This is a genomic window from Dyadobacter sp. NIV53, assembly GCF_019711195.1.
Classification (GTDB): domain Bacteria; phylum Bacteroidota; class Bacteroidia; order Cytophagales; family Spirosomataceae; genus Dyadobacter.
Map to the genome: position 1 here is coordinate 2,957,937 of NZ_CP081299.1, position 26,718 is coordinate 2,984,654.

Here is a 26,718-nt window from a genome sequence, read left to right on the forward strand (position 1 = left end):
CATTGACGAACCAACAATCCGAATTTTTCAGAAGTTATTTTTTCAATTCCACGTGATTATTTGCAAATATTTGCTTTTAGTTTTTACTATCAGATACAAATCATTCTATACTGAACTAACCACGGTCACTAATTATTCAGAAGTAAATGGCTACATTTTCAAATTCAAAAGCTCTGTATTTAAATTAGATTTATACTTAGCCATATACTTGTCAACATAATTAAACATTCCATCCATACTAAATAGATCCCCCTTGCTTGTCACCCAATAAATTAATTTTATTTTAAAGTCTAAATAGAAATTCTATGCAGATAAAATTAGTATTATCTCCAATTCACATAATTTTTAATGTCTTCTACGTATAATTTAATCCTGATTAGTTCAACATCTCAAAAAATTATATTATCGAGCTACCCTACTCAGAAAATTTCCTATTTTAAAGTTTTTTTTATAAACTTGCAAAGGAGTACACAACTATAATCGCACACATGAACAAAAAATTAATCTCTAACCGGCCGTATGTCCATCGGCTGTTGAGCAAAACTGCTACAACAGACGAAGTCTTAATCATTACGAGCTACGATTATTTCCTTCAAAAGAACGATCTGCATCTTCTGAGGAAGATATATAAAGAGATTATTCTTGTTCCGCATTCCACTGATGATGATTACCTGCTTAATAATACTGTAAGTCCGCTACTTGATAAATACGAAAAGATACATTTGGTAACTAATCCACAGTTTGACAGTCGTTACCATGTTATTTATGAATTAGTAATAAGAAGAAATAAATCAATACGAATTACGACTGTATACGATTTTTGTGAGAATCATCTTAAGAAAGTATACATACCCGAGGACATTACCCAAAGTAATCCCAACATTCATACCCTGCCCGCATTTGGTAAAAGAGTACGTTATCCAAAAAAAATAATAGATGTAACTGTTTCTACAATCATTTTTCTTTTAAGCCTGCCTGTCTGGATTATCAGTTTTATAATTATCAAAATACAATCTCCCGGCGCTGCTTTCTTTTTGCAGGAAAGAGTTGGTATGGATAATAAATTGTTCAATTGTATTAAGTTTCGCTCAATGGGTCTGGACGCAGAGGCAAATGGTGCTATTTTCTCAAAGAAAAAGGATTCACGTGTATTCAAATACGGTGGGTTTATGCGCCTTTCCAGAATCGATGAATTGCCACAAATTTATAATATATTTAGAAGGGATCTTTCTTTGATCGGCCCACGTCCCGAAAGGCCTGTTTTCTGCGAGAGCTTTGAAGAAGTAATTCCCTATTATAATTTGCGGCACAATGTAAAGCCGGGAATAACTGGATACGCTCAGGTAATGTATTCTTATGGAGCCGGAGTTGCCGATGCACGCCACAAATTGATGTATGACCTTTATTACATTAAGAACTGGAACCTGCAATTAGAATTGAAAATTATCCTGTTAACTATCATTGTAATTTTTGGAAGAAAAGGGCGCTGAAATTCTTCGCTGTCTGAAATTCTGAAATTTATGTGATTAACATGAAGAAATTCTTCTTTATTTTTATTTGTGCTGCTTTACCATACGAGCAAGTACATTCCCAAGATTCTACACTAGTTTATCAGGTAAATCTTCGGGGAGCCTTAGCAGGCTCTTCAACTCCATTTTGGATGCATTCTAATACCAACGGAGTTATTCCGGTTAATGGATCTTTTTTGTCCGGCCAGTTAGCATTGTACAAGAAGTACAACACCAGTATAAAACGCTTTGCCCAATGGTCTGCTGGTTTGGAATTGATCACGAATACGGGTAATTCCAATAATATTTTTTTTACTGATCTGTATTTAGCCGGCAAACTAGGACCGGTAGAACTAAGTCTTGGTCAAAAAAAGGAATATATGGGTTTAGCCGACAGCACTTTATCTTCCGGAGGAGTTGCTATGGGTAATAATTACCGGCCATATCCCAAAATTCAAATTTCTGCACCTAAGTATTTTAATGTTATTCCCGGCAGTGATATCCTTGCATTTAAATTCTCTTATTCAGATGGTATATTAGGCCCGGCACAGGTTCAGTATGGAAATGTATCTGAAGTCTCCCGGATTTACCTTCACCAGAAATCAGTTTACCTCCGGTTAGGCAGAAAAGACTTTATTTTTAATTTATATGCTGGTTTTAATCATCAGGTTATTTGGGGAGGAGAAGATAAAATTTTTAGCGGCGGGCTTAGCAGAGGTGCCGCGTATAAGTATGTTGTTTTTGGCAAGCCATGGTCCGGCAGCCGCGTAGGAAACCACTTCGGTACAATAGATCTGGCATTGGAGGCAAAAACAAATATGGGAGTCTTTTTCTTATACAGGCAAAGTATATACGAAGATGGTTCGCTAATAAAATTCTCTAATATTGCTGATGGTTTAAACGGGCTGCGTTTTAAAAGAACTAATATCGATAAATCAGATCGGACCTTTAAAATCAATACAGCGTTGATAGAATTTGTGTACACAAAAAATCAGGGAGGTGCAGTATTTAATTACAACGCGGGTATTTTCGGAAATGATAATTATTTCAATCATTATATTTATACACAAGGCTGGTCATACCGCGGCAGATCCCTGGGAACACCATTGATTTCTCCACAATCTCTTATCAAAAATAATCTACCTCATAATAGTCGCGATTTTACGATTAATAATCGTATATCTGCTTTTCATACTGGCTTTTATGCAACCTGGATGGATTACCAATTGATGTTTAAAGGAACATATTCTAAAAATTATGGAAATTATAATTTACCCTTAAAACCCTCATTGAATCAAACTTCTTTTATAATATCATTAGAAAAATCAATACCAATTTGGAAAAAGAGCATTGTAAGTGTAAGTTTAGCTACTGACATTGGCCAGCTTTATCCTAATACTGCTGCCGCCAGCGTTGGATGGAAAAAAATTGGTTTCATCAGATGATGATTGATTCATCAATTTGTTCCAGCATTCAGTGAAACATTAATTTTGTGCTTGTAATCACGATCCGTACTTATCTTATTATCTTTTTATCTTTTGTGGCATCCAAAATTTTTGCACAGGATTCCACACTAAAGTATAATGCATCAATCATGCTGTCTGGTGCAAGTGCTGCAACGCCATTTTGGATTCAGGCTAATCAAAACGGTACCATTCCAAATTCAGGAAACTTTGGAACCGGACAATTTGGAGTTTATAAAATTTACAACCCAAATAATCCACGTATTCTACAATGGTCAGCAGGTGCCGAATTAATTGCCAGTTACGGAACTTCAACAAAGCTTTTTGCTTCTGATTTATATGTAGCCAGTAAAATAGGACATTTTGAGATACTGGCCGGACAAAAAAAACACATGACTGGTCTTGCAGATACTCTTTTAACGTCTGGTTCTTTATCCGTTTCAGGAAACTCCAGGCCTATTCCACGTCTGCAAATTGCAATGCCTGAATTTTATCCTCTTTTTTTTACAAACGATTTTATATCTATTAAAGCCTCTTATTCAGATGGGCTTTCTCATGGCACAAATATTAATTACGGCAGTACAAGACATATACCTCAGACCTACTTTCATCAAAAAACTCTTTATTTCAGGATTGGTAACGATCACCAAAAATTAGTGGGATTCGCCGGAATTAACCATCAGGCTATTTGGGGAGGTGAAGGAAAAATTGCACCGTTATACGAAATGAAGCCAATACAAGCTTATTGGTATACTATTACCGGTAAAACTTTTAACTATACAAAAATTGGAAACCATTTTGGTACTATTGATCTCGGTCTTCAATGGAAACGTAAAGAATGGTCTTATTTTATTTATCGTCAAAATATTTATGAAAGCGGGTCATTATTCAAAGTCATAAATTTTACTGACGGGCTTAACGGCTTAAGCATCAAACGTAACAAATCCAGGTTGGCAGGTACCACTTATTTCCAAATCCGCTCGATATTGCTTGAAGTTGTTGGCACCAAGGACCAGACAAATAGTAATCCGTTTTCCGGAATAAGCCTTTTTGAAAAAGGAAATTACTATAATAACTATATATACCAGAATGGATGGTCATTTTATGGAAGGAATATGGGTACGCCATTGGCTGGAAATAAAAATGACACAAAACCTGATACCTATTCCAGCGTATCGGAATTTACCAATAATAATAGATTTTGGGCCTTTCATATTGGTGCAACGGCATCGTGGTTAAATGCTGAAATTCTTTTTAAAGCAACGTATTCGCGTAACTTTGGTACATATATTAACCCCTTTGATGTTCGTAAGGATCAAATTTCTATTTTGCTTAATGTAGAAAAAAATTACCTATAAAATCAGGACTCATTCTTTTTACAAGCCTGGCATCTGATATTGGTGATCTTTACCCGGCTTCAAACGGTTTTCTATTAGGAATTAAAAAAAGAGGCTTTCTCAACTAATGATTATTGACCTTACCTCATTCAGGAATATGTTTATTGAATAGCCAAAAGTTTATATTATTTTTATCGTCAATATCTACTGTTAACACACCTTTATGTATAAGTTTGACAAAAACATTTTAACAATTTTCTGCGTTTTGTTATGCTTATTGATTGTCATAAGACCTGTTAAATCATTTTCTCAAGATACATTCGCAACTTCTTACAAAGACTCAACAGTTAATTACATAGAATTACAAGGATTTGGAAGTTCAACATCACGCACTCCATTTTGGATTCAGGCCAACCAATATGGTGTAGTTCCCAAATCATCACCGGTAGGAAGTGTAAGAGGCGGACTAGAAAAATTCTATAATCTGGATGAAAATAACTTATGGCGGGTCGGCGGAGGACTTGAAGCAGTTGGAAATTTCACCCGGCAAGGATCTAAAATATTGCTTCCCCAAGCCTATGGATCATTAAGATTCCGAAACTGGGAATTATATATAGGCCGTAAAAAACAATCAATTGGATTAGCTGATTCGACACTGGGAACAGGTTCTTACGCCTGGTCTAACAATGCTATGCCTATACCCCGCATTTTTGTTGGCACAAGAGGTTTCGTAAATATTCCGTACACAAAAGGGTGGTTATCTTTCAATGCCTTTTATTCAGAAGGTTTATTTGAAAGCGGAAGACCTGTAACCAGCCATCTCAAATTGCATCAAAAGATGTTCTATGCAAGATTAGGAAAGGCAACTTCCAGAGTTAAATTTTATGGTGGTTTTAATCATCAGGTACAATGGGGAGGCTATTCTCCTTATAATACAGTAGATGGTAAAATGCCGACCGGTTTTGCAAATTATATAAACGTTATTTTGGGAAAAGCCCATAGCAAGAATAACGGAATTAATGACGAAACAGGTAGGGTTGGAAATCATTTGGGAAGTATTGATCTCGCGCTGGAAATAGAAACTTATGCAGCAAGTATTTTTCTTTATCGTCAGAATATTTACGAGGATGGATCTCTTATCTGGCTAAGTAATATTAAGGACGGATTGAACGGAATAAGAATTCAACGTAAAAATTCTTATGGAGCCAATTTTGAAATAACAGCAGCTGTATTCGAATTCCTTTATACAAAAAATCAGGGAGGAGATACGGCGGATTGGAACAAGCCTAGTTACGCAAGAGGCAAGGACGACTACTTCAACAATGGCCAGGTTCATGATGGCTGGTCTTACTATGACCGGGCAATTGGAACTCCCTTTATTCCGCCAACCTCAGATACTTATCCGAACTGGCCCAAGTATAGCGATTTTTTCACGAGTAATAACCGTGTTTCTGTTTTTCACATTGGTCTTAGAGGAACATTATACCAAAAAGTTAACTGGACAAGTAAATTTTCTTACTCCAACAATTCAGGAACATACGATGTTCCCTTCAACGGATCTCCAACCCAGTTTTCCGGCCTTATTGCTCTTCAAACTAAAGTAAATTTATTGGGAGGTACTCTTCTGAAAGGTTCATTGGCTGCAGATATTGGGGATTTGTATCCAAAAAACTATGGATTTACACTTGGCCTTCGTAAAGAATTTTCATTTTAAGCCCTTTTAGTTCATTACATGTTATACCTGATCATAGCGGCCAGCTCTGCCAGTTCTTCTTGTGACATTTTTACCTTTGTTCCAAAATCGGCATCAGCCATGCTGTTCAACGGCAACAAGTGAATGTGGGCATGAGGTACTTCAAGGCCAATCACACTTACACCAATACGTATACAAGGGACGGTTTTTTCCAGCGCAGGTACGATGGACTTAGCGAAAAGGAATAAATTGGCATACATAGTCTCATCCAGATCAAATATGTAATCAATTTCTTTTTTTGGGATTACTAATGTATGTCCTTTTGCTATGGGAAAAGCATCTAAAAACGCCAGAAAATCTTCATTTTCCGCAATTTTATGACAAGGAATTTCTCCGCTTACAATCTTTGAAAATATAGATGCCATTTTATTTAATGTTATAATTATTATTAAAAGTCAGTCTCAGTTCAGTTTGTTAAACGTATCAACTTTAATCAAATATTAAGTAGTTCAGAGCATAAAAGTACTTAATATTGTGATTGAAACTTTTAACAAAATGAATATGAATTTCACAAAATGGCAGGCATTCGGTAAAGCTTCTTTAATTGCTGTATGTGCATTATCATTCAGTACTAATGATGCCCAGGCTCAAAAAGGCAAATGGGTGAGCTTGTTTGATGGCAAAACCACGAATGGATGGCATAGCTGGCAGTCTGACAAAGTTTTGCCTCAATGGAAAATTGAAGATGGCGCAATTGTATTAGCCGAAAAAGGAGGGAAAGATCTGGTAACAGATAAAGAATATGGGGACTTTGAACTGGAACTGGAATGGAAAATAGCGGAAGGAGCCAATAGCGGAATTATTTATCATGTTATTGAGGATAAAAAATATTGCTGCCCCTATTCCACCGGACCTGAAATCCAGATTCTGGATGACGAAAGACATGCTGATGCAAAAGCTGGTAAAATGGGAAATCACAAAGCAGGTTCTTTATATGACATGCTTCCGGCAACAGATTTTAGTGTTGTAAAACCTGCCGGACAATGGAACAAAGCCAAAATTGTGATTAAAAGCGGTAAAGGAGAAAGCTGGTTAAATGGCAAAAAAGTGGTTGACTTCCCAACTCAGGGTGCTGATTGGGATAAACTGGTTGCTGACAGTAAATTCAAAACCTGGGAAGGATTTGGTGCATCACCCAAAGGTAAAATTGCTTTACAGGATCATGGCGACAAAGTTTCTTTCCGTAATATCAGGATTAAGGAACTTTAAGAAAACTCATAAATTCATAGTCTTGGTCCAGTATTCGCGACTGTAAATCCGGCTGAAAGGCCAATGTTTTTGTTTAAGAAGAAGAGGCAAATAAGCGTGTGGTTCCTTTGACGATTTGGAACGATGGTATAAATCATCATCCGTCAATACCAAACCTTTATATGTCTCTTTTTCTTTTACCGTAATATCGCTGAATGGAAGGTCTTTGCTATATTTCTCGTTTAATTTGAGCAACCGGTCTTTCAAAAGCCAATCTGTCCGGAAACTATCAGTAGATAAAGGTTTGGATTGAAACCTGCCTTCTGAAACATCCAGTGCGTACTGTAAATAAGCTTTTAATAGCTTTGGACCTGTATTGGCAGCAAGTTCTGTGTTCAGCTCAGAAGGCCACAAGCTTGTTACAAAATAAATCCGCTTGCGGGCACGGGTAACTGCAACATTTAATCTGTTTTCACCTCCTTGTGCATTCAGGCTACCAAATTGCATACTTAATTTACCTTTTTCGTCAGGTGCATATCCCATCGAAAAAATAATAATGTCACGCTCATCTCCCTGGACATTTTCAATATTTTTCACAAACAGATCCTTAGCAACAATTTTTTCTCTTTCAACTACTTCCTGAATTGCCTGCTGCTGAAAAAAATTGAACGTTACCACTCCTACGCTATAATTTTCAGCACTCAGTTCCCTTAATAATTTCACTACATTTTCTACCTCTACCAGATTGGCGTTCTGCTTCCAGATGCCCTCTACTTTTATATATTTTATACCAGGCTCTTCTTCATTAATACTTTGGAAATCGGGCAACAGGCGTAATGTATTTTTGTAAAAATGCTGGTTAGAAAAATCGATCAGATCCAGTGATAAACTCCTGTAATGACCCGAAAGCTGATATTGATCCAGTGACTGAGCAGCCAGATCAAGTAAGGATTCTATTTCCAAAGCAGCCGAATAATCTTCTTCATTTGTTTTTTCCTCGTATCTTATTTTGTACAGATCACTGGGAGAAAGTTGCCTGCTGTCTCCGGTAACAACAACCTGTTTTCCCCGAAAAGCAGCTGGTAACCCATACTCAGCATAACATTGGGAGGCTTCATCAAAAATAACCAGGTCGAACAATCCAGCTTCCATAGGAAAAATAGCGGAAACTGCTTCGGGAGAGGCCATCCAGCACGGCACGAGTGAAAATACTTCTTCTGTATAATTTTCAAGCAATTTACGGATTGGCCAGATCTTCCTTTTCTTGGTAACCTGATGATTCAGCTCCCGGTACGTAACCCGATTTCCAAACCTGTTATTTTCAATATCCTGATAAGTCGATTCCCGAAGTTTAATTCCGGTAATATCACTGCTTAACTGCTGCTTGGTTATAATACTGCCTTGTATTTGTTCTTCCCACTGTTGCATTTTCAGGGAAGTGACGGCTCTGAGTTGTGGGAATTTATTTTCAATATGTTCAATCCAACCCAGTCGGATGCTATTTTCAAAAAGATTTACGATTTGATTTGAATCAGAAAACCCATTTTCATAAGAATACTTTACAATCACTTTGGTTACTGATTGCTCAGCAATGTTCATATCTTCCCAAAGCCTGTCCATGTCTACTATCGAATCGAAATCTTTTCTTAGTGCTGTCAGTAATAGCTCACTATAATTCCCCGAACCAGTCTGTAACTTTTCTATCTGTTGGGCCAGAAGGAACTCGCTCATTACAGATTCCATACGATCCCAAATCTGAATCCAACCAATTAGCTGATTTATCTTATATTTGAAACCCTCGGAATCCTCAGTCTCCAATGCCAGTTTTTTCAGAATGGTCACCCATGGTTTCAATTCTATTCTCACTGAAGCATCCGCCGCAAATTCCGCCTGTTGAAAGAATTCTGCGTATTGCTTTTCCTGGTCCAGAGAAATATTAAGATATTTTTGGTCAAAAAATAAATTAGGATTTTGCAACCAGCTTTCCAGTTCTATCCGGTTTCTGACTTTTAACTCAAGTTTCACCAAATGTTCAATTGAAGTATTCAATCCATTTTCTGCCGAAACCTGACTCACAATTTTTTTATCAGAACCAAACAAATCCCACCAAACGGAGCTAACCGCTGAATTCCTAGCATCAATGGCCTTTTTAAGCTGTACCCTGAAAGTGAGCAGCTGCGATTTTTCCAGTGAAAATTCCACTCCATCTTCCACCAAAATACCTTCCAGAGAATCGGTTACCTGTCGTATAAAGGCCAATCTTTCATAACTGCTAAAATCGGAGATAATGTATTTCCTGAAAAGCTTAAAAGTAGTTTCGTCCCGAACGGATACTGTAACGTCCTGTAAACGTTCCAGTATTTCCTTTCGGTTGGAAGTCAATCCATCTGCAAATGGCTGTCCGGTTATTGCTTTGAATTTTTCAATTTGCTGTTCATATGCGTCCGGCCAGTCAGAAAGCATTTTCTCCATACTTCGCAGATCGCCCAGCCCAAATGCCTCAAAGCTTTTGCGCTGATTCCAGATATGACTGGAATTGATAATAAGGGAATATTTTGCAAATGTGTTAAGCCGTCTTTTATAATCGTCCCACTGATCAATCCTGAAAGATTTGTAATCCGGAAGATTAATGTGCGGCATAGTTTGGTCACTCGTCAGATATAATTCCTTGATAGAAACGCCACACTCTTTCTCATCGAACAACGCGATCCGAAAGGCATCCAATTCCTCCACTGTCCGGTCGATATGCCTGCTTTCCTGTGTAAATTGCCTTTCCAGAAAAACGGCGTCCAAGCTATAATTTTGCTGTTTGTAAGCTTCAACTTTTTCTATTTGTATAGCAAATTGCCTGTACAATTCCGACCGGTCATTTTTAAAGTCATGAATGAGAGCAACAAACGGGTCCATACCAATTGTTTTTAAACGTTGATAAACCACATCTAAAGCAGCTCTTTTTTGACATACTAAAAGCACCCGCTTTCCTCTGGCAGAAAAATCGGCCATCAAATTACAGATCAATTGGGATTTGCCACTTCCGGGAGGTCCCTGCACCACAACCGACTTTCCTGATTTTACAGAAAGAATAATACTTTCCTGGGACTCGTCAATTGCAAAAGGCGTCAATACCTCCTCTTCTTTTATTTTTTTAGCTACCTGAATATGTACTGATAAATCATTTTCGGAAATGTCATTTTCATCTTCCAGTAACAACATTTTGAAAGGATTTTCCTCATATTGTTCCAAAAGCCTATTATAATCAGGAACCAGGTACGAGCCAGCTTGTGGAAAAATGCCAAGCACTGCTTCTGGGAATAGTTTTAATTCCCCGTTCTTTTCCGTCAGTTCCAGCTCAGAACTCTTTTTTGCCTCAAATGGAATAAGTTTATCTTCAAAAAGCTGCTGATTAAAGTTGATCCGGAAAGGAGTTTCTTTGAGCCACTCATAAAGCTGCGTACGGAATTCCAACAAATCTTTCGAAAAATCTTCATATGACTTTTCAAGTATTTCGTCTGATACTACTGTTTCATTAAAATGGGCATAAGCCAAAGCAAAACTCCTGTTCAGACTTATTTCCGCCTCATCTCTGTGAAACAGGCACCATTGCTCCTTATCCGGCTTTAATGTTACCGGGAAGAAAAGCAAAGGTGCATGAATGGGAGTTCCGTCGGAAAGTTTACCACGTATAAAAGGATAACCCACATATAAATCCTGAGAACCTCGTTCCTCCTGAATAAAAGATTCAGTTCTGGCTATTTTCCTAAGCTTTTTACTGATTTCATTGACGCGCTCAAAACGCGGGTCCTGCATATCGCAAAGCGGAATACGGGCTTTCTTTTGTACTAATTGCTCAATAAACTCAAAGGAAGATTTTCCCAAAAGAAAATCTGTATCACATATATCCAAAAACTGCTCTGCTGGCAAACCTGATAGCAGCAGAGATTTATTACGCGTACTAAGATTTGTGAGTCTTTTTAAATAAGCTTTAAGGATTCGGTTCATAAGCACTAAAACGATCCTTGCGTTTAACTATTTGATAAAACTTCTGCTTCCGACTCTTTCTTTTCCGGAAAAACAACCGACGCAAGTATACTCACAGCCAGAATTCCTAAAATGACATATAAAGAGTAAACAGTTTCGAAACCAATGGATTGCAGGTAGGTATGTGCCAGCATTTTACCCCCGATAAATACCAGAAGAACACCCAATCCATATTTAAGGAACCTGAAAAGGCCCATAATATTACTGAGAAAAAAGAACATTGAACGCAGTCCCATAATAGCAAAAATATTCGAAAAGAAAACGATATATGGATCTTTTGTAACTGAAAATACAGCAGGAACGGAATCTACTGCAAAAATTAAATCAGTAAATTCAACAATCAACACCACGACAAACAGTGGCGTTAACATCCATTTTCCCTTTTTTAAGACAAAAAAATGTTCTCTGACGTATCTTGGGAATACAGGAAAATATTTTGATGTAAATTTCACAACCGGATGCTTGGAAGGATCAATTTTTTCATCACTGTTCCCTTCAAAAAATATTTTTCCACCCTGATAAACAAGCAGCAAACCAAAAATATAAATGATCCATTCAAAGCGCTGCATCAATGCTGATCCCAGGAAAATAAACAGGAAACGCATGATAATAGCGCCTAACACACCCCAGAAAAGGACTTTTTTATAATATTTGGCTCTCACACCAAAAGAAGAAAAGATCAGAATAATCACAAAAATATTATCTACTGAAAGCGCATATTCCAGAAGATAACCAGTTATAAATTCAAGGGACATATTCTTCCGGTAAATCGTCAGACTTTCTTCAAAATTCCCTGGTATAAGCTGAATATGTGATGCATATTTGCTTTGTATGGCTTCCAGCTCCGCATAATTGCTGACTCCATGAATAAGATCTCCATGGGTATTGATTATTACATAAAAGACTAACGCAAGCACAATCCATGCGACAGTCCATGCCGCCGCTTCACCAAATTTTACGACATGATCTTTTTTATTAAAAACCCCCAAATCCAAGAGGAGCATAATACTGATTACCAAAACAAAACCTCCGAAAAACACAACTTCGTTGGAAAACATAAAAAAATGATATTTTAATTTAACAAAAACGCTCAGTACTCAATAAAATTAAAATAAATCGGCTATCCGTATTATAATATTACTATTTAAGCCAACGAAGCAAAGGTAATGAAAATTCAAAATTTGAATCTGAAATAGGACAAACGGTGATAGGTATAATTTTGTCGGTAGGTTTTGAGAGTTGAAAGAACCAGAAAAATTATTTAGCTGCTGAAATAACAGATCGAAATAGCTGAATACGGCTCTTATTGCATATTTGATTTAATTTAGAATAACAAGATGAAATAATAATGTAAGCTAACCCCAATGATTTACAATTTGTTAATAAAAAGTTTAATTTTTTTTTCTAATATTTTACTAAAAAACTTGCGTGAAATATATGACATACCTACATTTGCACCACGATAATCAAAAACGGTTATGCGAAAGTAGCTCAGCTGGTAGAGCGCGACCTTGCCAAGGTCGAGGTCGCGGGTTCGAACCCCGTCTTTCGCTCAGAGAATACAAGCACCGGAATCGGTGCTTTTTTTCTCTCAAACGCCAAAACATCCGTAATGGCTAATGCCGGGGTGGTGGAACTGGTAGACACGCAGGACTTAAAATCCTGTGAGCCGAAACGCTCGTACGGGTTCGATTCCCGTCCCCGGTACCACTTAGGCCAAAGACTTCCTTTTCCGGGAAGTCTTTTTTTTGCTCTCATTTTATTATATATTTGATATTTTGCCAAGCTTGGTGTTGGTATATTTTTAGCTAAAGCAAGCATTTTACTCTCTACATTAGGCTGATTGACAACGTTAATATTATGAAAGTATCGCCTCTCGAACCCTTCAAGATCGTATATTCTATTCTTGCCCATGAATATCTTGGATATATCTTCGAATCTTTTGTAGTTCAGTTAAATGCACAGGGCGATTTTTCTTATCAGATTCAAAGCATTTCTTCCAAAAATATTCAGGAATTCAGCAATGGCCTTGATGTGACGGATTTTGAACTGGTCCAATTGATTGATGACATTCAGCAGGATACTATTGTAAAAAAATTCAATACCAGAAAATTAAATGCAGTTGATTTTTTTCTGAAAATTTATGATTCTCAAAAGGGAGATAAGGCCGTACAGGAAGTAATTACCATATACCTTGAAAAAATCAAGGCCAGTATTCTGGAAAAGCTTGAAGGAAAGGATTTGTTTATTATGGGAAGTGATGGGAATCCGCTTTGGAAACCCATTATCCGGGAAGAAGAAAAAGCGACTATCCGCTTTCATTTTGTAAGAAACGAAGACAATACCCATTATTTCCCCACGATTAAGCACAAATACGAAAAACTTGATTTCCAGTATAAAAATGCCATTCTGATCTGTGATGAACCTGCATGGCTGGAAGTAGACGGACATCTTTACCATTTTGCCGGCCACGTGGATGGAAAGAAAATTAAACCGTTTCTGGCAAAAAAATTCATTGCTATTCCTGCAAATGTTGAGGAACAATATTATCGAAAGTTTGTAGCTCCGCTTATTGCATCCTATGATGTTGTAGCCCGTGGTTTTGAAATAAGAAATATAGCTTCTGCACCAAAAACGATATTAACAATTTCCGACCATATCGTTAATACCAGAAAAGAAGAACTTTTACTTTTTGCCAATTCACATGAAAAGGAAACTATAGTTGAAGAAGAAGATGATAACGATGTAACATTGGATTTGTCGTTTCAATACGGAAACTTCTTTTTCCATTTTGATAGCCTCGCCAGCCAGTCGAGTGTTTCAATAGAAAAAAAAGGGCCGGATTATTTCTTTCACAAAGTAAAGCGAGATATTATCACTGAACGCCACAATGTAGCCCATTTGAAAGATTGGGGGTTGAACATTCGTAACGGAACGATTAAGATGCCAAAATCCCAGGCATTTGGATGGTTACAAGGTAATGCAAATCTCCTTACTGAAAATGGCATAATTGTCAGGCAAAATACTACTGACGCCAAACGTTACTTTTTGGGTTATTCTTCTTTGGATATTTCCATTCAGGAAGGCAGGGATTGGTTTGATATTAATGCAAAAGTGCAATTCGGTGAATTTGAAATTCCTTTTATCCAGTTAAAAAACTATATTCTCAATCAGAAAAAGGAATTCGTACTGCCAAATGGAGAAATAGCTGTTATACCTGAATGGTGGTTTACAAAGTATTCAGAATTGTTTTCATTTACTGAACATGACCACGAAAGCGATCATTTGCGCTTAAAAATGCATCATCTTGCATTGGTTCAGGAATTAAGAGAAGAAAATCTTGCGACTGCTGTTATTAGTAGAAAACTCGAAAATTTGAGGGATTTTAATCATATTGAATCCAGTGTGCCTCCTTTAAATTTTAACGGGACATTACGTCCATATCAAAAATCGGGCTACGATTGGCTGCATTTTTTACACCAATATCATTTTGGCGGTTGTCTGGCGGATGATATGGGATTAGGAAAAACAGTGCAGACACTTGCATTTTTGCAATCACAAAAAGAAGCCGGAATCGTGGAACCATCTTTGCTGGTGATGCCTACATCCCTGTTATATAACTGGGTATTGGAAGCAAAACGATTTACTCCGGGTCTGAAGGTGATGCTTTATACCGGAACATATCGTGAAAAAGATCCTGCTCAATTTACCGGCTACGACCTCATTCTGACCTCATATGGTATTGTCAGGCTGGATATTGATTTGATCAAATCTTACCGTTTCAACTATGTTATTCTGGATGAATCCCAAGCCATAAAAAATCCTTCGTCTAATATTACAAAAGCAGTCAGAAAGTTAAATTCAGCGAATCGACTAATACTTACCGGCACACCGATTGAAAATAGTACGCTTGATCTTTGGTCGCAGATGTCTTTCGTAAATCCGGGATTACTGGGTAGCCAGCCTTTTTTTCGGGATGAATTTCAGATTCCAATTGAAAAAAAGAATGATGAGGAGAAAAGTAAACGGCTTTATAATTTAATAAAACCGTTTATTTTACGGCGTCTTAAATCTCAGGTTGCAACGGATCTTCCCGAAAAAGTGGAAAGTATCCAGTATTGTGAAATGTCAGAAGAACAGGAAAAAGCATACGAAGAAGCGAAGACTTATTACCGCAATATCATCTTACAAAGTATAGACTCGGATGGCATTTCCAAGTCTCAAATGGTTGTTTTACAAGGTTTGACAAAATTAAGGCAATTGGCAAATCATCCTAAAATGATTGATCCGGCTTACGAAGACAGCTCTGGAAAATTTGAAGATGTGCTGCATAAGATTCAGACTGTAATCAGTGAGAACCATAAAATATTGATTTTCAGTCAATACATCAAGCACCTGGATCTGTTCAGGAATTTTCTGGAAGGCAAAAAAATCTCGTATTCTTATTTGGATGGCTCAACGAAGGATCGTCAGACGCAGGTTGAAAATTTTCAGACAGATGATGATATCAAAGTTTTCCTGATCTCGTTAAAAGCAGGAGGTCTGGGACTGAATCTTACAGCAGCAGACTATGTATTTATCCTTGATCCATGGTGGAATCCTGCCATTGAAGCACAAGCGGTAGACAGAGCACACCGGATTGGACAAGACCGCACCGTATTTACCTATAAATTTATTACCAAAAACTCTGTTGAGGAAAAGATCCTTTCTTTACAAAGAACAAAAAAACAGCTGGCTGACGATTTAATATCCAGTGAGGACGGATTTGTCAAATCACTTACGAGGGAAGATGTATTGAGCTTACTAACTTAAAAGTATAAATAACAGAAATAAAAAAAGACCGCTAAGCAATGAGCTTAGCGGTCTTTTTGCGAAATTATAGTTAAGTCAATTCAGTTGTACGGAAGTTTCACGGCTAATTAAAGCCTCTCTGTCCGGACCGGTTGAAATGAATGTAATTGGCAAATTAAGTTCTCCTTCCAAAAATTTAACATAGGCAAGAAGTTCAGCAGGAATGGCTTCAAAATCATGAATACCATCCAATGATTGCTGCCACCCGGCGAAATCTTTGTATATCGGTTCTACTGTCTCGTCACACAGATCGTAAGGAAGCTGATCTGTAATTGTACTATCAGATAAACGATAATCCGTACAAATGCGAATGTTATCAAAAATTGTCAGCACATCCACCTTCATCATAATCAACTGTGTAACACCATTGATCATAATTGCATATTTCAACGCAGGAAGATCCAACCAGCCACAACGCCGGGGACGGCCCGTGGTAGCGCCAAATTCACGTCCTTCCTGACGCATTTTTTCGCCGGTTTCTTCCAGAAGTTCAGTTGGAAACGGGCCGCTGCCCACTCTCGTACAATATGCTTTAAAAATACCAAAAACCTCTCCTACCTGATTAGGAGCTATTCCTAAACCGGTACAGGCTCCTGCTGCCATAGTAGTAGAACTGGTTACAAAAGGATAAGACCCAAAATCAATGTCGAGTAATGATCCCTGTGCCCCTTCTGCCAAAACAGACTTACCGGCTGTCAATGCATCGTTTACCACATATTCACTATCTACCAGTGTAAATTGTTTCATGAATTCAATGGCTGCAAAAAAGTTTTCTTCAGCCTGAGGTAGTGTAGCAGAATAATCGAAAGCGTAAAAATCCAGAATTACTTTATGTGCATCAACCAGTTTTTTATACTTCGCTGCAAAATTCGGAGATAAAACATCCCCTACCCTTAATCCAAGACGCGCGATTTTGTCCTGGTAAGTCGGGCCGATACCGCGCAAGGTCGATCCGATTTTAGAATCTCCTTTTGAGCGCTCGTAAGCAGCATCCAACAGTGAATGTGTAGGAAGAATCAGTGATGCTTTTTTGGAAACAAACAGGTTACTGATTAAATCAAGGTTGTATTTGGCCAGATTATCAATTTCTCTTTTGAAAACGATCGGATCCAATACTATTCCGTTACCGATAATATTTTGAATATCACGGCGAAATATCCCTGATGGAATCTGGTGCAGAACGTGTTTAATACCATCAAATTCAAGTGTATGACCCGCATTAGGGCCTCCCTGAAAACGAGCTACAACATTATACCGTGGCGCCAGAACGTCCACAATTTTTCCCTTACCCTCATCTCCCCATTGGAGACCAAGCAATACATCAACTTTCATTCAATAATTGATTACTAAAAAATAAAATTTCTTGTAAGATTGATGGCTCATGTACTGAGCCAACTAACGAAAATACTATTAATCCCTTTCGTGAGCGACTGACACTTCCTGACCGATCTCATTTCGGTTCTGGCAATTTTCTTTGGTACAGTTACCATAGAAAATAAGTGAATGGTGCAGTACACTAAAATTCAACATTTCCCCAACCATATTCTGAATGGACTGGATACGCGGATCACAAAACTCCATTACCTTATGGCAATCCGTACAGATCAGGTGATCGTGCTGTTTATTACCATAGGATTTTTCAAATTGTGCCAGGTTTTTACCAAACTGATGCTTGGTAACCAGATCACAGTCAACAAGCACATCAAGCGTGTTATAAACAGTAGCACGACTTACCCGATAGCGCTTATTTTTCATGCTGATGTACAATTCATCAACATCAAAGTGATCTTCGCGGGTATAAATTTCTTCCAAAATCGCAAAACGTTCGGGTGTTTTACGAAGTCCTTTATTTTCTAAGTAGGCCGTTAAGATCTTCTTGGCGGCTTCAAAATTTGGTTTGCTGGCTTGTGGCATATCTTTTGAAATCTTGCGCAAATTACGCTTTTTTACTTAAAACACCGTAGGTTACGTGGCAGTTATCATCAAATCCAACGCTGCCTGATCAAAATTAATTCGATCACATATCCCTTCCCTTACAACTATTTTCCGTTCAAATTGGTGTCAAAACGCTGAACTTTGTACACTCCTTCTACCTGTTCAAGCTTATTGATCAATATATCCAAATGGCTGGTATCTTGTACATAAAGCCGAATATCTCCATTGAAAACACCATCTTTTGTATCAATGGTAAGCCCTCTCATATTAATATGCAGCTCGTTGGAAATGATCCGGGTCACATCGTTAATTAACCCTACACGGTCCGTTCCCGAAATATACAAACCAGCCAGAAAAGCCTCTTCTCTTGTCGATTCCCACTTTGCTTTTATTATACGGTTGCCATGTTTAGACATTAATTCCGCAGCATTGGGGCACGTAGTACGGTGAATTTTAATGCCTTCATTAATAGTCACAAACCCAAAAACGTCATCGCCTGCTATTGGATTGCAGCAAGGCGCAAGTTTGTAATCTATTTTATCCATGTCGTCACCGATTAGCAATGTATCGCTGTCGGCACGATCGCCGTGGATATTTTTTAAAAGTTTTGTGAACGATTTACCATCACCAGTCGCAACAGCAGGCGTTGTTGCCGTAATTTCAGAAGCTTTCCTTTCCTTAGCGTCTCTATCCTTTTTAAATCGTTTTAATTCATCCAGCTGAATATATGCCTTTCCAATTCTGTAAAAAAATCAGCAGACGTTTTACATTCAAAAAAGGCACGCAGCTGGTTGGTTACTTCTGCATTCAACTCAATACCAAGCACTTTCAGTTTTTTCTCAACAAGCTGACGTCCATCCGTTTCATATCGGCGGTTATCCTCTTTCAGGAAATCCTTAATTCTTGCCCTTGCTTTCGATGTAATTACAATCCGTAACCAATCCTCATTCGGTTTTTGCTTACTGGAAGTAATAATTTCAATCTGATCTCCATTATTCAGAACATAACTGATAGGAACGAGTATACCACCTACTTTGGCAGCCATACAATGGGCGCCAACTTCGGAGTGGATATCGAAAGCGAAATCCAGTGCAGTAGATCCGCTTTGTAATACTTTCAGTTCTCCTTTTGGTGTAAAAACAAAAACTTCTTCATTGAAAAAATTACTCCTGAATTCATCCAGAAACTCAATAGCGGCAGTTTTATCACCAAAACCATTTTCCAATGTTTCCCTTACCTGGGTGATCCATTGTTCGATATTTCCACGGACTTTGGTATCATTTCCTTTGTATTTCCAATGCGCTGCGTAACCTTTTTCAGCAATTTCGTCCATGCGTGAAGTCCGAATCTGCACCTCCACCCATTGTCCGCTTTTACTCATTACAGTTGAATGCAGTGACTGATAACCATTGGCGCGAGGTGTACTCAGAAAATCTTTTAACCGGTCTGGATTGGGCTTATAATGATCCGTTACAATGGAATACGCCTGCCAGCAGATTGCTTTTTCCCGGTCGCCTTCCACGGACGATTCCAAAACAATTCTTACTGCAAACAAATCATAAATTTCCTCAAAAGGCTTGTTCTGCTTACGCATTTTGTTCCAGATCGAATAAATCGACTTGGGCCTTCCTTTCAAAATGAAGTTTAAACCAGCAGCTTCCAGGTCCTGGGCGATCGGTTCCATAAACTTGGATATAAAACGATCACGGATACCTTTGGTTTCTCTCAGCTTTCTTGCAATTGCCCTGTATTCCTGTGGCTCTGTATATTTTAAATATAATTCTTCCAGCTCTGACTTAATGCTATATAACCCTAAACGGTGAGCCAGAGGTGCATAGATAAAAATAGTTTCTGACGCTATTTTTAACTGTTTGTCTCTGGGCATACTGTCCAGCGTACGCATATTATGGAGCCGGTCTGCCAGTTTTACCAATATCACACGAACGTCATCAGACAGTGTGAGAAGCATTTTTCTGAAATTTTCAGCCTGCTGTGATGTACCGTATTCAAACCTGCCCGATATTTTGGTAAGCCCGTCGATGATTTTCGCTACTTTTTTACCGAAAAGGCGTTCGATATCCTCGATACGCATATCCGTATCCTCGACAACGTCGTGCAACAACGCAGCAACGATGCCTGTTGTACCTAATCCAATTTCCTCTACTACGATCTGTGCAACAGCCAGCGGATGGTATATATATGGCTCTCCCGACCTGCGACGCATATCTTTATGTGCCTCTACCGATGTGTAAAAGGCCTTTTTGATAAGTTTTGCGTCATTATCCTTTAAAAAAGGTTTAGCCGTCCGTAAAAGCCTTCTGTATTTTTTGAGAATATCCTTACGCTCCTGCTCCAGGTCAATGGTGAGGGATTCAACGAGTTGCTCCACTGCTTAATAGTCTTTAGTATGCTTCACCAAAATAACAAATTTTAACGACATTATTCAATATCATTTTACCTAAAGATAAAATTTTTAAAAAAGTTTGCATGTATTAAAAAAATAAGCATACCTTTGCACTCCCAATTCAACAATCGCGTTGGAACGGAAACAAAAAAATAAAAGCGGGCGTGGCGGAACTGGTAGACGTGCTAGACTTAGGATCTAGTGCCGCAAGGCGTGGGGGTTCGATTCCCTCCGCCCGTACGAACAACAAGGGACTGACGGGGCGTCGTATTTCCTACTTTAATTTAGAAAATAAATGGCTCCGTAGTTAACCCGTCAAATGCCCTCAGGACACTGTTTTGAGGGCATTTTTCTTTTTCATTTTATCTAAAAAAGGTATTTACCAATACATAAGGAACGCATGGAAGTTTTGTTAGAGAAGAATTCGCCGACATTAGCCTCGCTTAAAGTGAAGCTAACAAAAGATGATTATCAGCCAAAAGTTGATAAAACTGTTAAGGATTATTCAAAACGTGTGAATTTAAAGGGATTTCGCCCTGGCAAAGTACCATCTCATGTAATACAGCGCATGTATGGTAAAAGCATTTTAGTTGATGAGGTAAACAGTATTCTGAGCAATGCTGTCAGCACTTATATCCGTGATAATAAAGTACAGGTAGTAGGTGATCCTATTCCAAACCGTGAAAAAGCGGAGGAAGCAAACTGGGACAAACCAGGTGACTTTGAATTTAGCTATGACTTAGGTGTTGCTACTGATTTTGATGTCAATCTTTCGGAGCTTCCTGCCGTGAAACGTTATAGTATCAATGTAGACGATAACGAACTGAACAAAACTTTGGACAGCCTTCGTGAGCGGTTTGCAGACAATATCCATCCGGAAGTAAGCGAATTGGGTGATATGGTTTTTGGTGAACTGAAACAGGAATCCACTGAATTCACAACCAATACCGCTATTCCAACCAAACAATTGAATGAAGATAGTTTATCTAAGTTCATTGGTGCAAAAAAAGGTGATGTAATCACTTTCGATATTCAGAATACTTTTACCGAAGAATCTGCTATTGCGCATGTTACGGGTAAAAAGAAAGAAGACGTTAGCGAACTTTCCGGAGAATATACTTTAACTGTTGAGGACGTAACACGTACTGCTTCTGCTGAACTGACTCAGGAATTTTTTGACAAAGTTCTTGGACCAGGACAAGTTGAAAGTGAAGAGCAGTTTAAGGAAAAAGTTCTTGAAATTATCAAAGGCAATTACGAACGTGAAACAGAAGCTCTTCTGCGCCGTGACATCGAAACTGCTCTGCTTGATAATATTGCAATTGACGTACCGGCAGATTTTCTTAAAGACTGGCTGGAAAAAACAAACGAAGGCAAATTCACGCGTGAGCAGATTGAAGAGCAATTCGAGGATTTTCAGAAATCATTGAAACTGAGCCTGATCAAAAATAAAATCGCTGATGTTGCCGCCATCAAAGTAGAATATCCTGAAATCCTTAATTTCACACGTGAAATGATGAAAGGACAATTCGGAATTTATGGTGACGACGAAAGTATGAGAGAAACCATTGACCGTGTTGCACAAGGTTATCTGGCCGATAAAGAGCGCGATAATTATACAAGCATTTTCAATCAGGTTTTTGATAATAAAGTATTGGAGATCATTCGTAACCAGGTTACTACTGACGAGCAGACAATTGAAGTAAGCGAGTTCGAAACTCTGGCAAAAGGAGAAATCCAGGAATAGTTTAAGTTTAGACCGGGCCGCCGGTGCGGTAAAGAGTTCCAAAGTTTAGAGTAAGCTAGCTTTTATATCTAAGTAACTTTTGGTAATTCAATAAAAAGAGTTCAAAGCTTGCAGTGATCTGCAAATTTTGAACTCTTTTGTATTTACAACTAGTCACATACAATAATCTTTAACCGTTTATCTTTTACGGTTTTCCCGTTAACCCTTCACCTTTTAACCCTTTTCTCTTTCTTCTTTAAAACCCAATCCTTTCCCTTCCCTCCCCTATCTGGCGGATTATTCCTTCTCCAAACCACAGCTTAAATTTTGCTTTCCATTGCTCCAATTCGTTTTGCAAACGGCTGTTAACTGCCATAAGTCTGGTATTTTCCTGTCGCAGCCATTCCGTTTCAGAAAGTGCCGTGGATTCAAAACCCAATAATTCTGGTAACGGCATATCCAGCAGTTTTGAAATATTTTCAAGTCGCGAAAATGAAAGCTCTGTTCTTCCACGTTCCAGATCACCATATGCCGTTGTGGACAAACCAAGCATATCTGCCATATTTTCCTGAGAAAGACCCTTACGAAGCCTGATCTGACGTATTTTTTCTGATAAATTCGATGCAATACTCATAGTGCCGGTATTAATTATTAACCATTGACAAGTTATTATGCAATATAATGATTCGCTAAAAAGATAGTTCTCGCAATTTTCGATAATTTATCACACAAATAGATGAGGATTATACAATGAAATACCCAAATTTGCAATCGGGTTAGAAACCAGTAAGCAATCTTTTATCAGAAACTAAGATAATGCGCTTTTTGTTCTTTTGAAGATGTACCCTTTAAATTACATATCATTTAAAATTTAGATTTTTTCATGGATCACGGAAATGAATTTAGAAAATATGCCGTTCATCATTTAGGAATGAGCGGCCTTAAGGTTGATGGCTACATGAACCATACAGTTGAAAATATGACCCGTTCTGTTATTGAAGAACGCCCTATGAATTTCAGGGAAGTGGATGTTTTTTCAAGATTAATGGCCGACCGTATTATATTTATGGGAACTGGGGTTGATGATAATATAGCTAACATTATTGTTGCCCAGCTTTTGTTCCTGGAATCTGCCGATGCAAAAAAAGATATTCTGATGTATATCAATAGCCCTGGCGGATCAGTTTACGCCGGATTGGGAATTTATGATACCATGCAGTATGTACGTCCGGATGTTGCAACCGTATGTACCAGCCTTGCGGCTTCAATGGGAGCAGTTCTTTTGGCTGGCGGAGCAGCAGGAAAGCGTTCTGCGTTGCCACACGCAAGAGTTATGATCCATCAGCCTTCCGGTGGAGCACAGGGAACTTCAATAGATATTGAAATTACGACGCGTGAAATCGTTAAGCTTCGTCATGAATTGTATGAAATCCTTGCAAATCATACCGGACAAACTCCTGAACAAATAGCTTTGGATTCTGATCGTGACAAATGGCTGCGGGCCTATGAGGCAAAAGAATATGGCCTTATCGATGAAATATTGACCAGAGACAAATAAAGTAATCTGGTTGTTAAGCTAGTAAAACGGGCGGGACATAATTATGTTCAGCCCGTTTTTATTTTTTGGCAAGACTTCTGTTTGGTAACACGCCTAAAAAACCGGAACTTTACATCATATTTCAAACTCTGCCTTTCGATGCAATAAAGCATCTATATAAGAAGTGTTACATTCAGCGTTTTTAAAACATTCGTTTTAGCAAAAAAATATTGAATTGTGAAGTGTATAAGATGGTTTGAAACAATATGTTTATTCATTTTGTTAATTCCACTTTCAGGCTAGAAATACCGCACAGGTATTTCTACGAAATTTAATCCAGTGCATCGTACCATAACTGTATATCATATTCAATGGCACAAGTAAATTGTTCGTTTTGCGGACGCAAAAAAAATGAAGTTGATTTATTACTTTCCGGAATTGACGCCCACATCTGCAATCATTGCATTGCACAAGGATATCAGGTAATTACAGAAGAACTTAATTCAAAAGAAGAGAAGAAAGAAAAAAACCAAAGCTGCCTAAGCTTAAATCAATTCCTCCAACAGAGATCAAACGGTTTTTAGAACAGTATGTAATTGGCCAGGATGAAGCAAAACGCTCACTTGCTGTTGCAGTTTATAATCACTACAAACGCCTCAACCAGCCGGTTGGTGATGATGATGTGGTAATTGAAAAGTCTAATATTATCATGGTAGGTGAAACCGGAACAGGTAAAACTTATCTTGCCAAATCTATTGCACGTATTTTACAGGTTCCTTTTTGTATCGCAGATGCAACTGTGGTAACCGAAGCTGGCTATGTGGGTGAGGACGTAGAAACGATTTTAACACGTCTTTTGCAGGCCGCGGATTATAATGTTGAAGCAGCAGAACGCGGAATTGTTTACATTGATGAAATAGATAAGATTGCGCGTAAATCTGATAATCCTTCAATTACCCGTGATGTAAGCGGTGAAGGAGTACAGCAGGCACTTCTTAAATTACTGGAAGGGTCTTCGGTGAATGTTCCCCCGCAAGGCGGCCGTAAACATCCGGATCAAAAGATGATCACGATTAATACAGAAAATATCCTTTTCATATGCGGAGGTGCTTTTGATGGCATTGAGCGTCATATTGGGAAACGTATCAATACACGTCCCATTGGATTCTCTGGTGATAACCGAATCATTGAAATATTTGATAAAGGCAATCTGATGCGTTATGTAACTGCGATGGACCTTAAATCCTTCGGTTTGATACCGGAATTGATTGGCCGTTTGCCGGTTTTGACCCATCTTGATCCTCTGGACAAAGAAACATTACGACGGATTTTAACAGAACCTAAAAATGCTTTGGTAAAACAATATGCCAAACTTTTTGAAATGGAAGGAATTAAATTACATTTTCAGGAAGAGGTTCTGGATTTCATTGTAGATCAGGCAATGACATATAAATTGGGCGCTCGTGGTTTACGTGCAATTTGCGAATCCATTATGACGGATGCTATGTTTGACCTGCCATCCCAGAAAAATGTAAAAGAATTTACGTTGTCTCTGGACTACGCTTTGGAACAATTTGAGAAATCATCCATGTCTTTGTTGCGGTCAGTTGCATAAAATTATATTGATGTAAAACCATAAAAAGCTCTGCGGGTTTATTGCCCTGGCAGAGCTTTTTATTTTACAGGCGAACAATTAAATGAATATTACAAAGCATATTTTTGAATTTATTCACGTAATTGCGTTTGTGTAGTTTTCTTTTGAAACTTGCATTATTATCACAACGACTATTATTTCCATGGCTACCGGACCGATTGTAACACTTACTATTAACCCTGCACTCGACAAAAGTTCTAACGTTGCACGTATTGTCCCGGACAATAAGCTGCGTTGCGAAACACCCAATTTTGAAGCTGGTGGCGGAGGAATCAATGTAGCTAAGGCAATTCACCGTTTAGGAGGTAACCCTGTTGCCATATTTACTGTTGGCGGACCAACGGGTCAACGGTTGCATAAATTAGTTAAAAGTGAAGGGGTAGAAACTATTGTTATTGAAACCAAACAATGGACACGTGAAAACTTCCATGTACTGGAAACCAGCACCGGATTTCAATATCGCTTTGGTATGCCGGGCACGGAGATGATGCCAACTGAAATAAGGTCTGTCCTGGAAACTATGGAAGAATTTGACCCGAAACCTTCTTATATTATTGCCAGCGGTAGCCTGCCTCCCGGAGCTCCAATTGATTTTTATGGGCAAATAGCTAAAATAGCACATAAACAAGGAGCAAAGTTTATTGCTGATGCGTCAGGCGATGCATTGCGCTATGCGACCGAAGCAGGTGTATATTTATTAAAACCCAATATTCAGGAACTCAGCCATCTGGTTGGAGTTGATAAACTTGAAATGGATGATGTGGATGATGCTGCACGTGCACTTATTATCCGTGGCCAATGTGAGGTTGTGATTGTTTCCATGGGTGCTATGGGGGCTATGCTGGTTACAGAAGATCAGGTGGAACATATTCCTGCACCCCCGGTTCAGCCTAAAAGTACAGTCGGTGCTGGGGATAGCATGGTTGCAGGCATCGTCTGGACATTATCCCAAGGCAAATCGTTACGGGAAGCCGTTAGAATGGGTGTGGCTTGCGGTTCAGCGGCAACAATGAATTCAGGAAGCGAATTATTCAAGATGCAGGATGTGAACCGGCTTATGGATTGGCTGAACAGATACGGCCAAAGATATTCTGCTTCATAATATAGTCATAGATAAGAGAATTATAAAACCGCATAGGCCGTATTGCGCGGTGATATTAGTTGCGTACCGATGGTATGCTGTGAATTAACAATAGTTGCAATTGCTACAAACAGGTATTCACTATGCGGCATTAAATAATGCAGTCGCCAATGTGATAAAGATCAAACATTTTGAATTACATTATCTGATAGCTGATAGTAAGAAATCCTGTCGTTTGTCTTT

The 26,718-nt window shown here is 38.4% G+C and carries 15 protein-coding genes, 3 tRNA genes and 2 pseudogenes; 13 read left to right on the plus strand and 7 right to left on the minus strand.

Translation table 11 applies throughout. The annotated features are described in order from the left end of the window. Nucleotides 1–488: 488 nt before the first annotated feature. The 4 genes from KZC02_RS11885 (at nucleotide 489) to KZC02_RS11900 (ending at nucleotide 6,022) form a co-directional block, all read left to right on the plus strand. Nucleotides 489–1,490 (plus strand): sugar transferase, encoded by a 1,002-nt coding sequence (locus tag KZC02_RS11885; protein WP_221394294.1) that lies wholly within the window; start codon nucleotides 489–491, stop codon nucleotides 1,488–1,490. Nucleotides 1,491–1,531: 41 nt separating this feature from the next. After that, nucleotides 1,532–2,953: a capsule assembly Wzi family protein gene (locus KZC02_RS11890; RefSeq protein ID WP_221394295.1), complete on the plus strand. Its 1,422-nt coding sequence runs from the start codon at nucleotides 1,532–1,534 to the stop codon at nucleotides 2,951–2,953. 95 nt (nucleotides 2,954–3,048) lie between these two features. Continuing rightward, nucleotides 3,049–4,329 carry a capsule assembly Wzi family protein gene (locus KZC02_RS11895; protein ID WP_229254213.1) on the plus strand — a complete coding sequence of 427 codons (1,281 nt, stop codon included), beginning with the start codon at nucleotides 3,049–3,051 and terminating at the stop codon, nucleotides 4,327–4,329. Between the two features lie 256 nt (nucleotides 4,330–4,585). Continuing rightward, nucleotides 4,586–6,022 (plus strand): capsule assembly Wzi family protein, encoded by a 1,437-nt coding sequence (locus KZC02_RS11900; protein ID WP_229254215.1) that lies wholly within the window; start codon nucleotides 4,586–4,588, stop codon nucleotides 6,020–6,022. A gap of 14 nt (nucleotides 6,023–6,036) precedes the next feature. Here the strand turns inward: KZC02_RS11900 and KZC02_RS11905 are convergent, their stop codons facing one another. Next, a complete protein-coding gene (locus tag KZC02_RS11905) occupies nucleotides 6,037–6,426 on the minus strand; it encodes an HIT family protein (RefSeq protein WP_221394297.1) in 390 nt (129 codons plus the stop codon). A gap of 136 nt (nucleotides 6,427–6,562) precedes the next feature. Between KZC02_RS11905 and KZC02_RS11910 the strand changes: the two genes are divergently transcribed. Then, nucleotides 6,563–7,270 (plus strand): DUF1080 domain-containing protein, encoded by a 708-nt coding sequence (locus KZC02_RS11910; RefSeq protein WP_221394298.1) that lies wholly within the window; start codon nucleotides 6,563–6,565, stop codon nucleotides 7,268–7,270. A 6-nt stretch (nucleotides 7,271–7,276) separates the two neighbouring features. On the opposite strand, the gene KZC02_RS11915 is transcribed toward KZC02_RS11910, so the two are convergent. Both KZC02_RS11915 and KZC02_RS11920 read right to left on the minus strand, forming a co-directional pair. Continuing rightward, nucleotides 7,277–11,248 (minus strand): AAA domain-containing protein, encoded by a 3,972-nt coding sequence (locus KZC02_RS11915; RefSeq protein WP_221394299.1) that lies wholly within the window; start codon nucleotides 11,246–11,248, stop codon nucleotides 7,277–7,279. Nucleotides 11,249–11,271: 23 nt separating this feature from the next. Continuing rightward, a complete protein-coding gene (locus tag KZC02_RS11920; RefSeq protein WP_221394300.1) occupies nucleotides 11,272–12,345 on the minus strand; it encodes a TerC/Alx family metal homeostasis membrane protein in 1,074 nt (357 codons plus the stop codon). A gap of 422 nt (nucleotides 12,346–12,767) precedes the next feature. Here KZC02_RS11920 and KZC02_RS11925 point away from each other — a divergent pair. The 3 genes from KZC02_RS11925 to KZC02_RS11935 all read left to right on the plus strand — a co-directional run bounded on the left by KZC02_RS11925 (nucleotide 12,768) and on the right by KZC02_RS11935 (nucleotide 16,099). Beyond that, nucleotides 12,768–12,840: transfer RNA gene (locus KZC02_RS11925), tRNA-Gly, on the plus strand. A gap of 68 nt (nucleotides 12,841–12,908) precedes the next feature. After that, nucleotides 12,909–12,997: transfer RNA gene (locus KZC02_RS11930), tRNA-Leu, on the plus strand. A gap of 150 nt (nucleotides 12,998–13,147) precedes the next feature. Next, entirely contained in the window at nucleotides 13,148–16,099 is a 2,952-nt protein-coding gene (locus KZC02_RS11935) for a DEAD/DEAH box helicase (RefSeq protein ID WP_221394301.1), read from the plus strand. A gap of 75 nt (nucleotides 16,100–16,174) precedes the next feature. Here KZC02_RS11935 and KZC02_RS11940 read toward each other — a convergent pair whose 3' ends face one another. The 3 genes and pseudogenes from KZC02_RS11940 to KZC02_RS11950 form a co-directional block, all read right to left on the minus strand. Continuing rightward, nucleotides 16,175–17,470, minus strand: a complete 1,296-nt coding sequence (locus KZC02_RS11940; protein WP_221394302.1) for an adenylosuccinate synthase — start codon at nucleotides 17,468–17,470, stop codon at nucleotides 16,175–16,177. A gap of 78 nt (nucleotides 17,471–17,548) precedes the next feature. After that, nucleotides 17,549–18,052: a Fur family transcriptional regulator gene (locus KZC02_RS11945; RefSeq protein ID WP_131961309.1), complete on the minus strand. Its 504-nt coding sequence runs from the start codon at nucleotides 18,050–18,052 to the stop codon at nucleotides 17,549–17,551. Nucleotides 18,053–18,177: 125 nt separating this feature from the next. Then, nucleotides 18,178–20,462 (minus strand): annotated as a pseudogene (locus KZC02_RS11950) (RelA/SpoT family protein). A gap of 173 nt (nucleotides 20,463–20,635) precedes the next feature. Here KZC02_RS11950 and KZC02_RS11955 point away from each other — a divergent pair. Together KZC02_RS11955 and tig are read left to right on the plus strand one after the other, a co-directional pair. After that, nucleotides 20,636–20,717 (plus strand) — tRNA-Leu (locus KZC02_RS11955). Nucleotides 20,718–20,877: 160 nt separating this feature from the next. Then, nucleotides 20,878–22,224: a trigger factor gene (gene tig / locus KZC02_RS11960; protein ID WP_221394303.1), complete on the plus strand. Its 1,347-nt coding sequence runs from the start codon at nucleotides 20,878–20,880 to the stop codon at nucleotides 22,222–22,224. Nucleotides 22,225–22,459: 235 nt separating this feature from the next. Here tig and KZC02_RS11965 read toward each other — a convergent pair whose 3' ends face one another. Beyond that, entirely contained in the window at nucleotides 22,460–22,837 is a 378-nt protein-coding gene (locus KZC02_RS11965; RefSeq protein WP_221394304.1) for a helix-turn-helix domain-containing protein, read from the minus strand. Nucleotides 22,838–23,086: 249 nt separating this feature from the next. Between KZC02_RS11965 and KZC02_RS11970 the strand changes: the two genes are divergently transcribed. The 3 genes and pseudogenes from KZC02_RS11970 (at nucleotide 23,087) to KZC02_RS11980 (ending at nucleotide 26,496) form a co-directional block, all read left to right on the plus strand. Continuing rightward, entirely contained in the window at nucleotides 23,087–23,761 is a 675-nt protein-coding gene (locus tag KZC02_RS11970) for a ClpP family protease (RefSeq protein ID WP_229254220.1), read from the plus strand. A gap of 350 nt (nucleotides 23,762–24,111) precedes the next feature. Continuing rightward, nucleotides 24,112–25,355, plus strand: a pseudogene (gene clpX, locus KZC02_RS11975) (ATP-dependent Clp protease ATP-binding subunit ClpX). Between the two features lie 181 nt (nucleotides 25,356–25,536). Beyond that, a complete protein-coding gene (locus tag KZC02_RS11980; protein ID WP_221394305.1) occupies nucleotides 25,537–26,496 on the plus strand; it encodes a 1-phosphofructokinase family hexose kinase in 960 nt (319 codons plus the stop codon). Nucleotides 26,497–26,718: the final 222 nt, after the last annotated feature.

Coding starts and splice junctions, on each gene's coding strand:
- KZC02_RS11935 (WP_221394301.1), top strand. CDS start 13,148: ATGAAAGTATCGCCTCTCGAACCCTTCAAGATCGTATATTCTATTCTT.
- KZC02_RS11905 (WP_221394297.1), bottom strand. CDS start 6,426: ATGGCATCTATATTTTCAAAGATTGTAAGCGGAGAAATTCCTTGTCAT.
- KZC02_RS11965 (WP_221394304.1), bottom strand. CDS start 22,837: ATGAGTATTGCATCGAATTTATCAGAAAAAATACGTCAGATCAGGCTT.
- KZC02_RS11885 (WP_221394294.1), top strand. CDS start 489: ATGAACAAAAAATTAATCTCTAACCGGCCGTATGTCCATCGGCTGTTG.
- tig (WP_221394303.1), top strand. CDS start 20,878: ATGGAAGTTTTGTTAGAGAAGAATTCGCCGACATTAGCCTCGCTTAAA.
- KZC02_RS11915 (WP_221394299.1), bottom strand. CDS start 11,248: ATGAACCGAATCCTTAAAGCTTATTTAAAAAGACTCACAAATCTTAGT.
- KZC02_RS11890 (WP_221394295.1), top strand. CDS start 1,532: ATGAAGAAATTCTTCTTTATTTTTATTTGTGCTGCTTTACCATACGAG.
- KZC02_RS11920 (WP_221394300.1), bottom strand. CDS start 12,345: ATGTTTTCCAACGAAGTTGTGTTTTTCGGAGGTTTTGTTTTGGTAATC.
- KZC02_RS11945 (WP_131961309.1), bottom strand. CDS start 18,052: ATGCCACAAGCCAGCAAACCAAATTTTGAAGCCGCCAAGAAGATCTTA.
- KZC02_RS11970 (WP_229254220.1), top strand. CDS start 23,087: ATGGATCACGGAAATGAATTTAGAAAATATGCCGTTCATCATTTAGGA.
- KZC02_RS11980 (WP_221394305.1), top strand. CDS start 25,537: ATGGCTACCGGACCGATTGTAACACTTACTATTAACCCTGCACTCGAC.
- KZC02_RS11940 (WP_221394302.1), bottom strand. CDS start 17,470: ATGAAAGTTGATGTATTGCTTGGTCTCCAATGGGGAGATGAGGGTAAG.
- KZC02_RS11910 (WP_221394298.1), top strand. CDS start 6,563: ATGAATTTCACAAAATGGCAGGCATTCGGTAAAGCTTCTTTAATTGCT.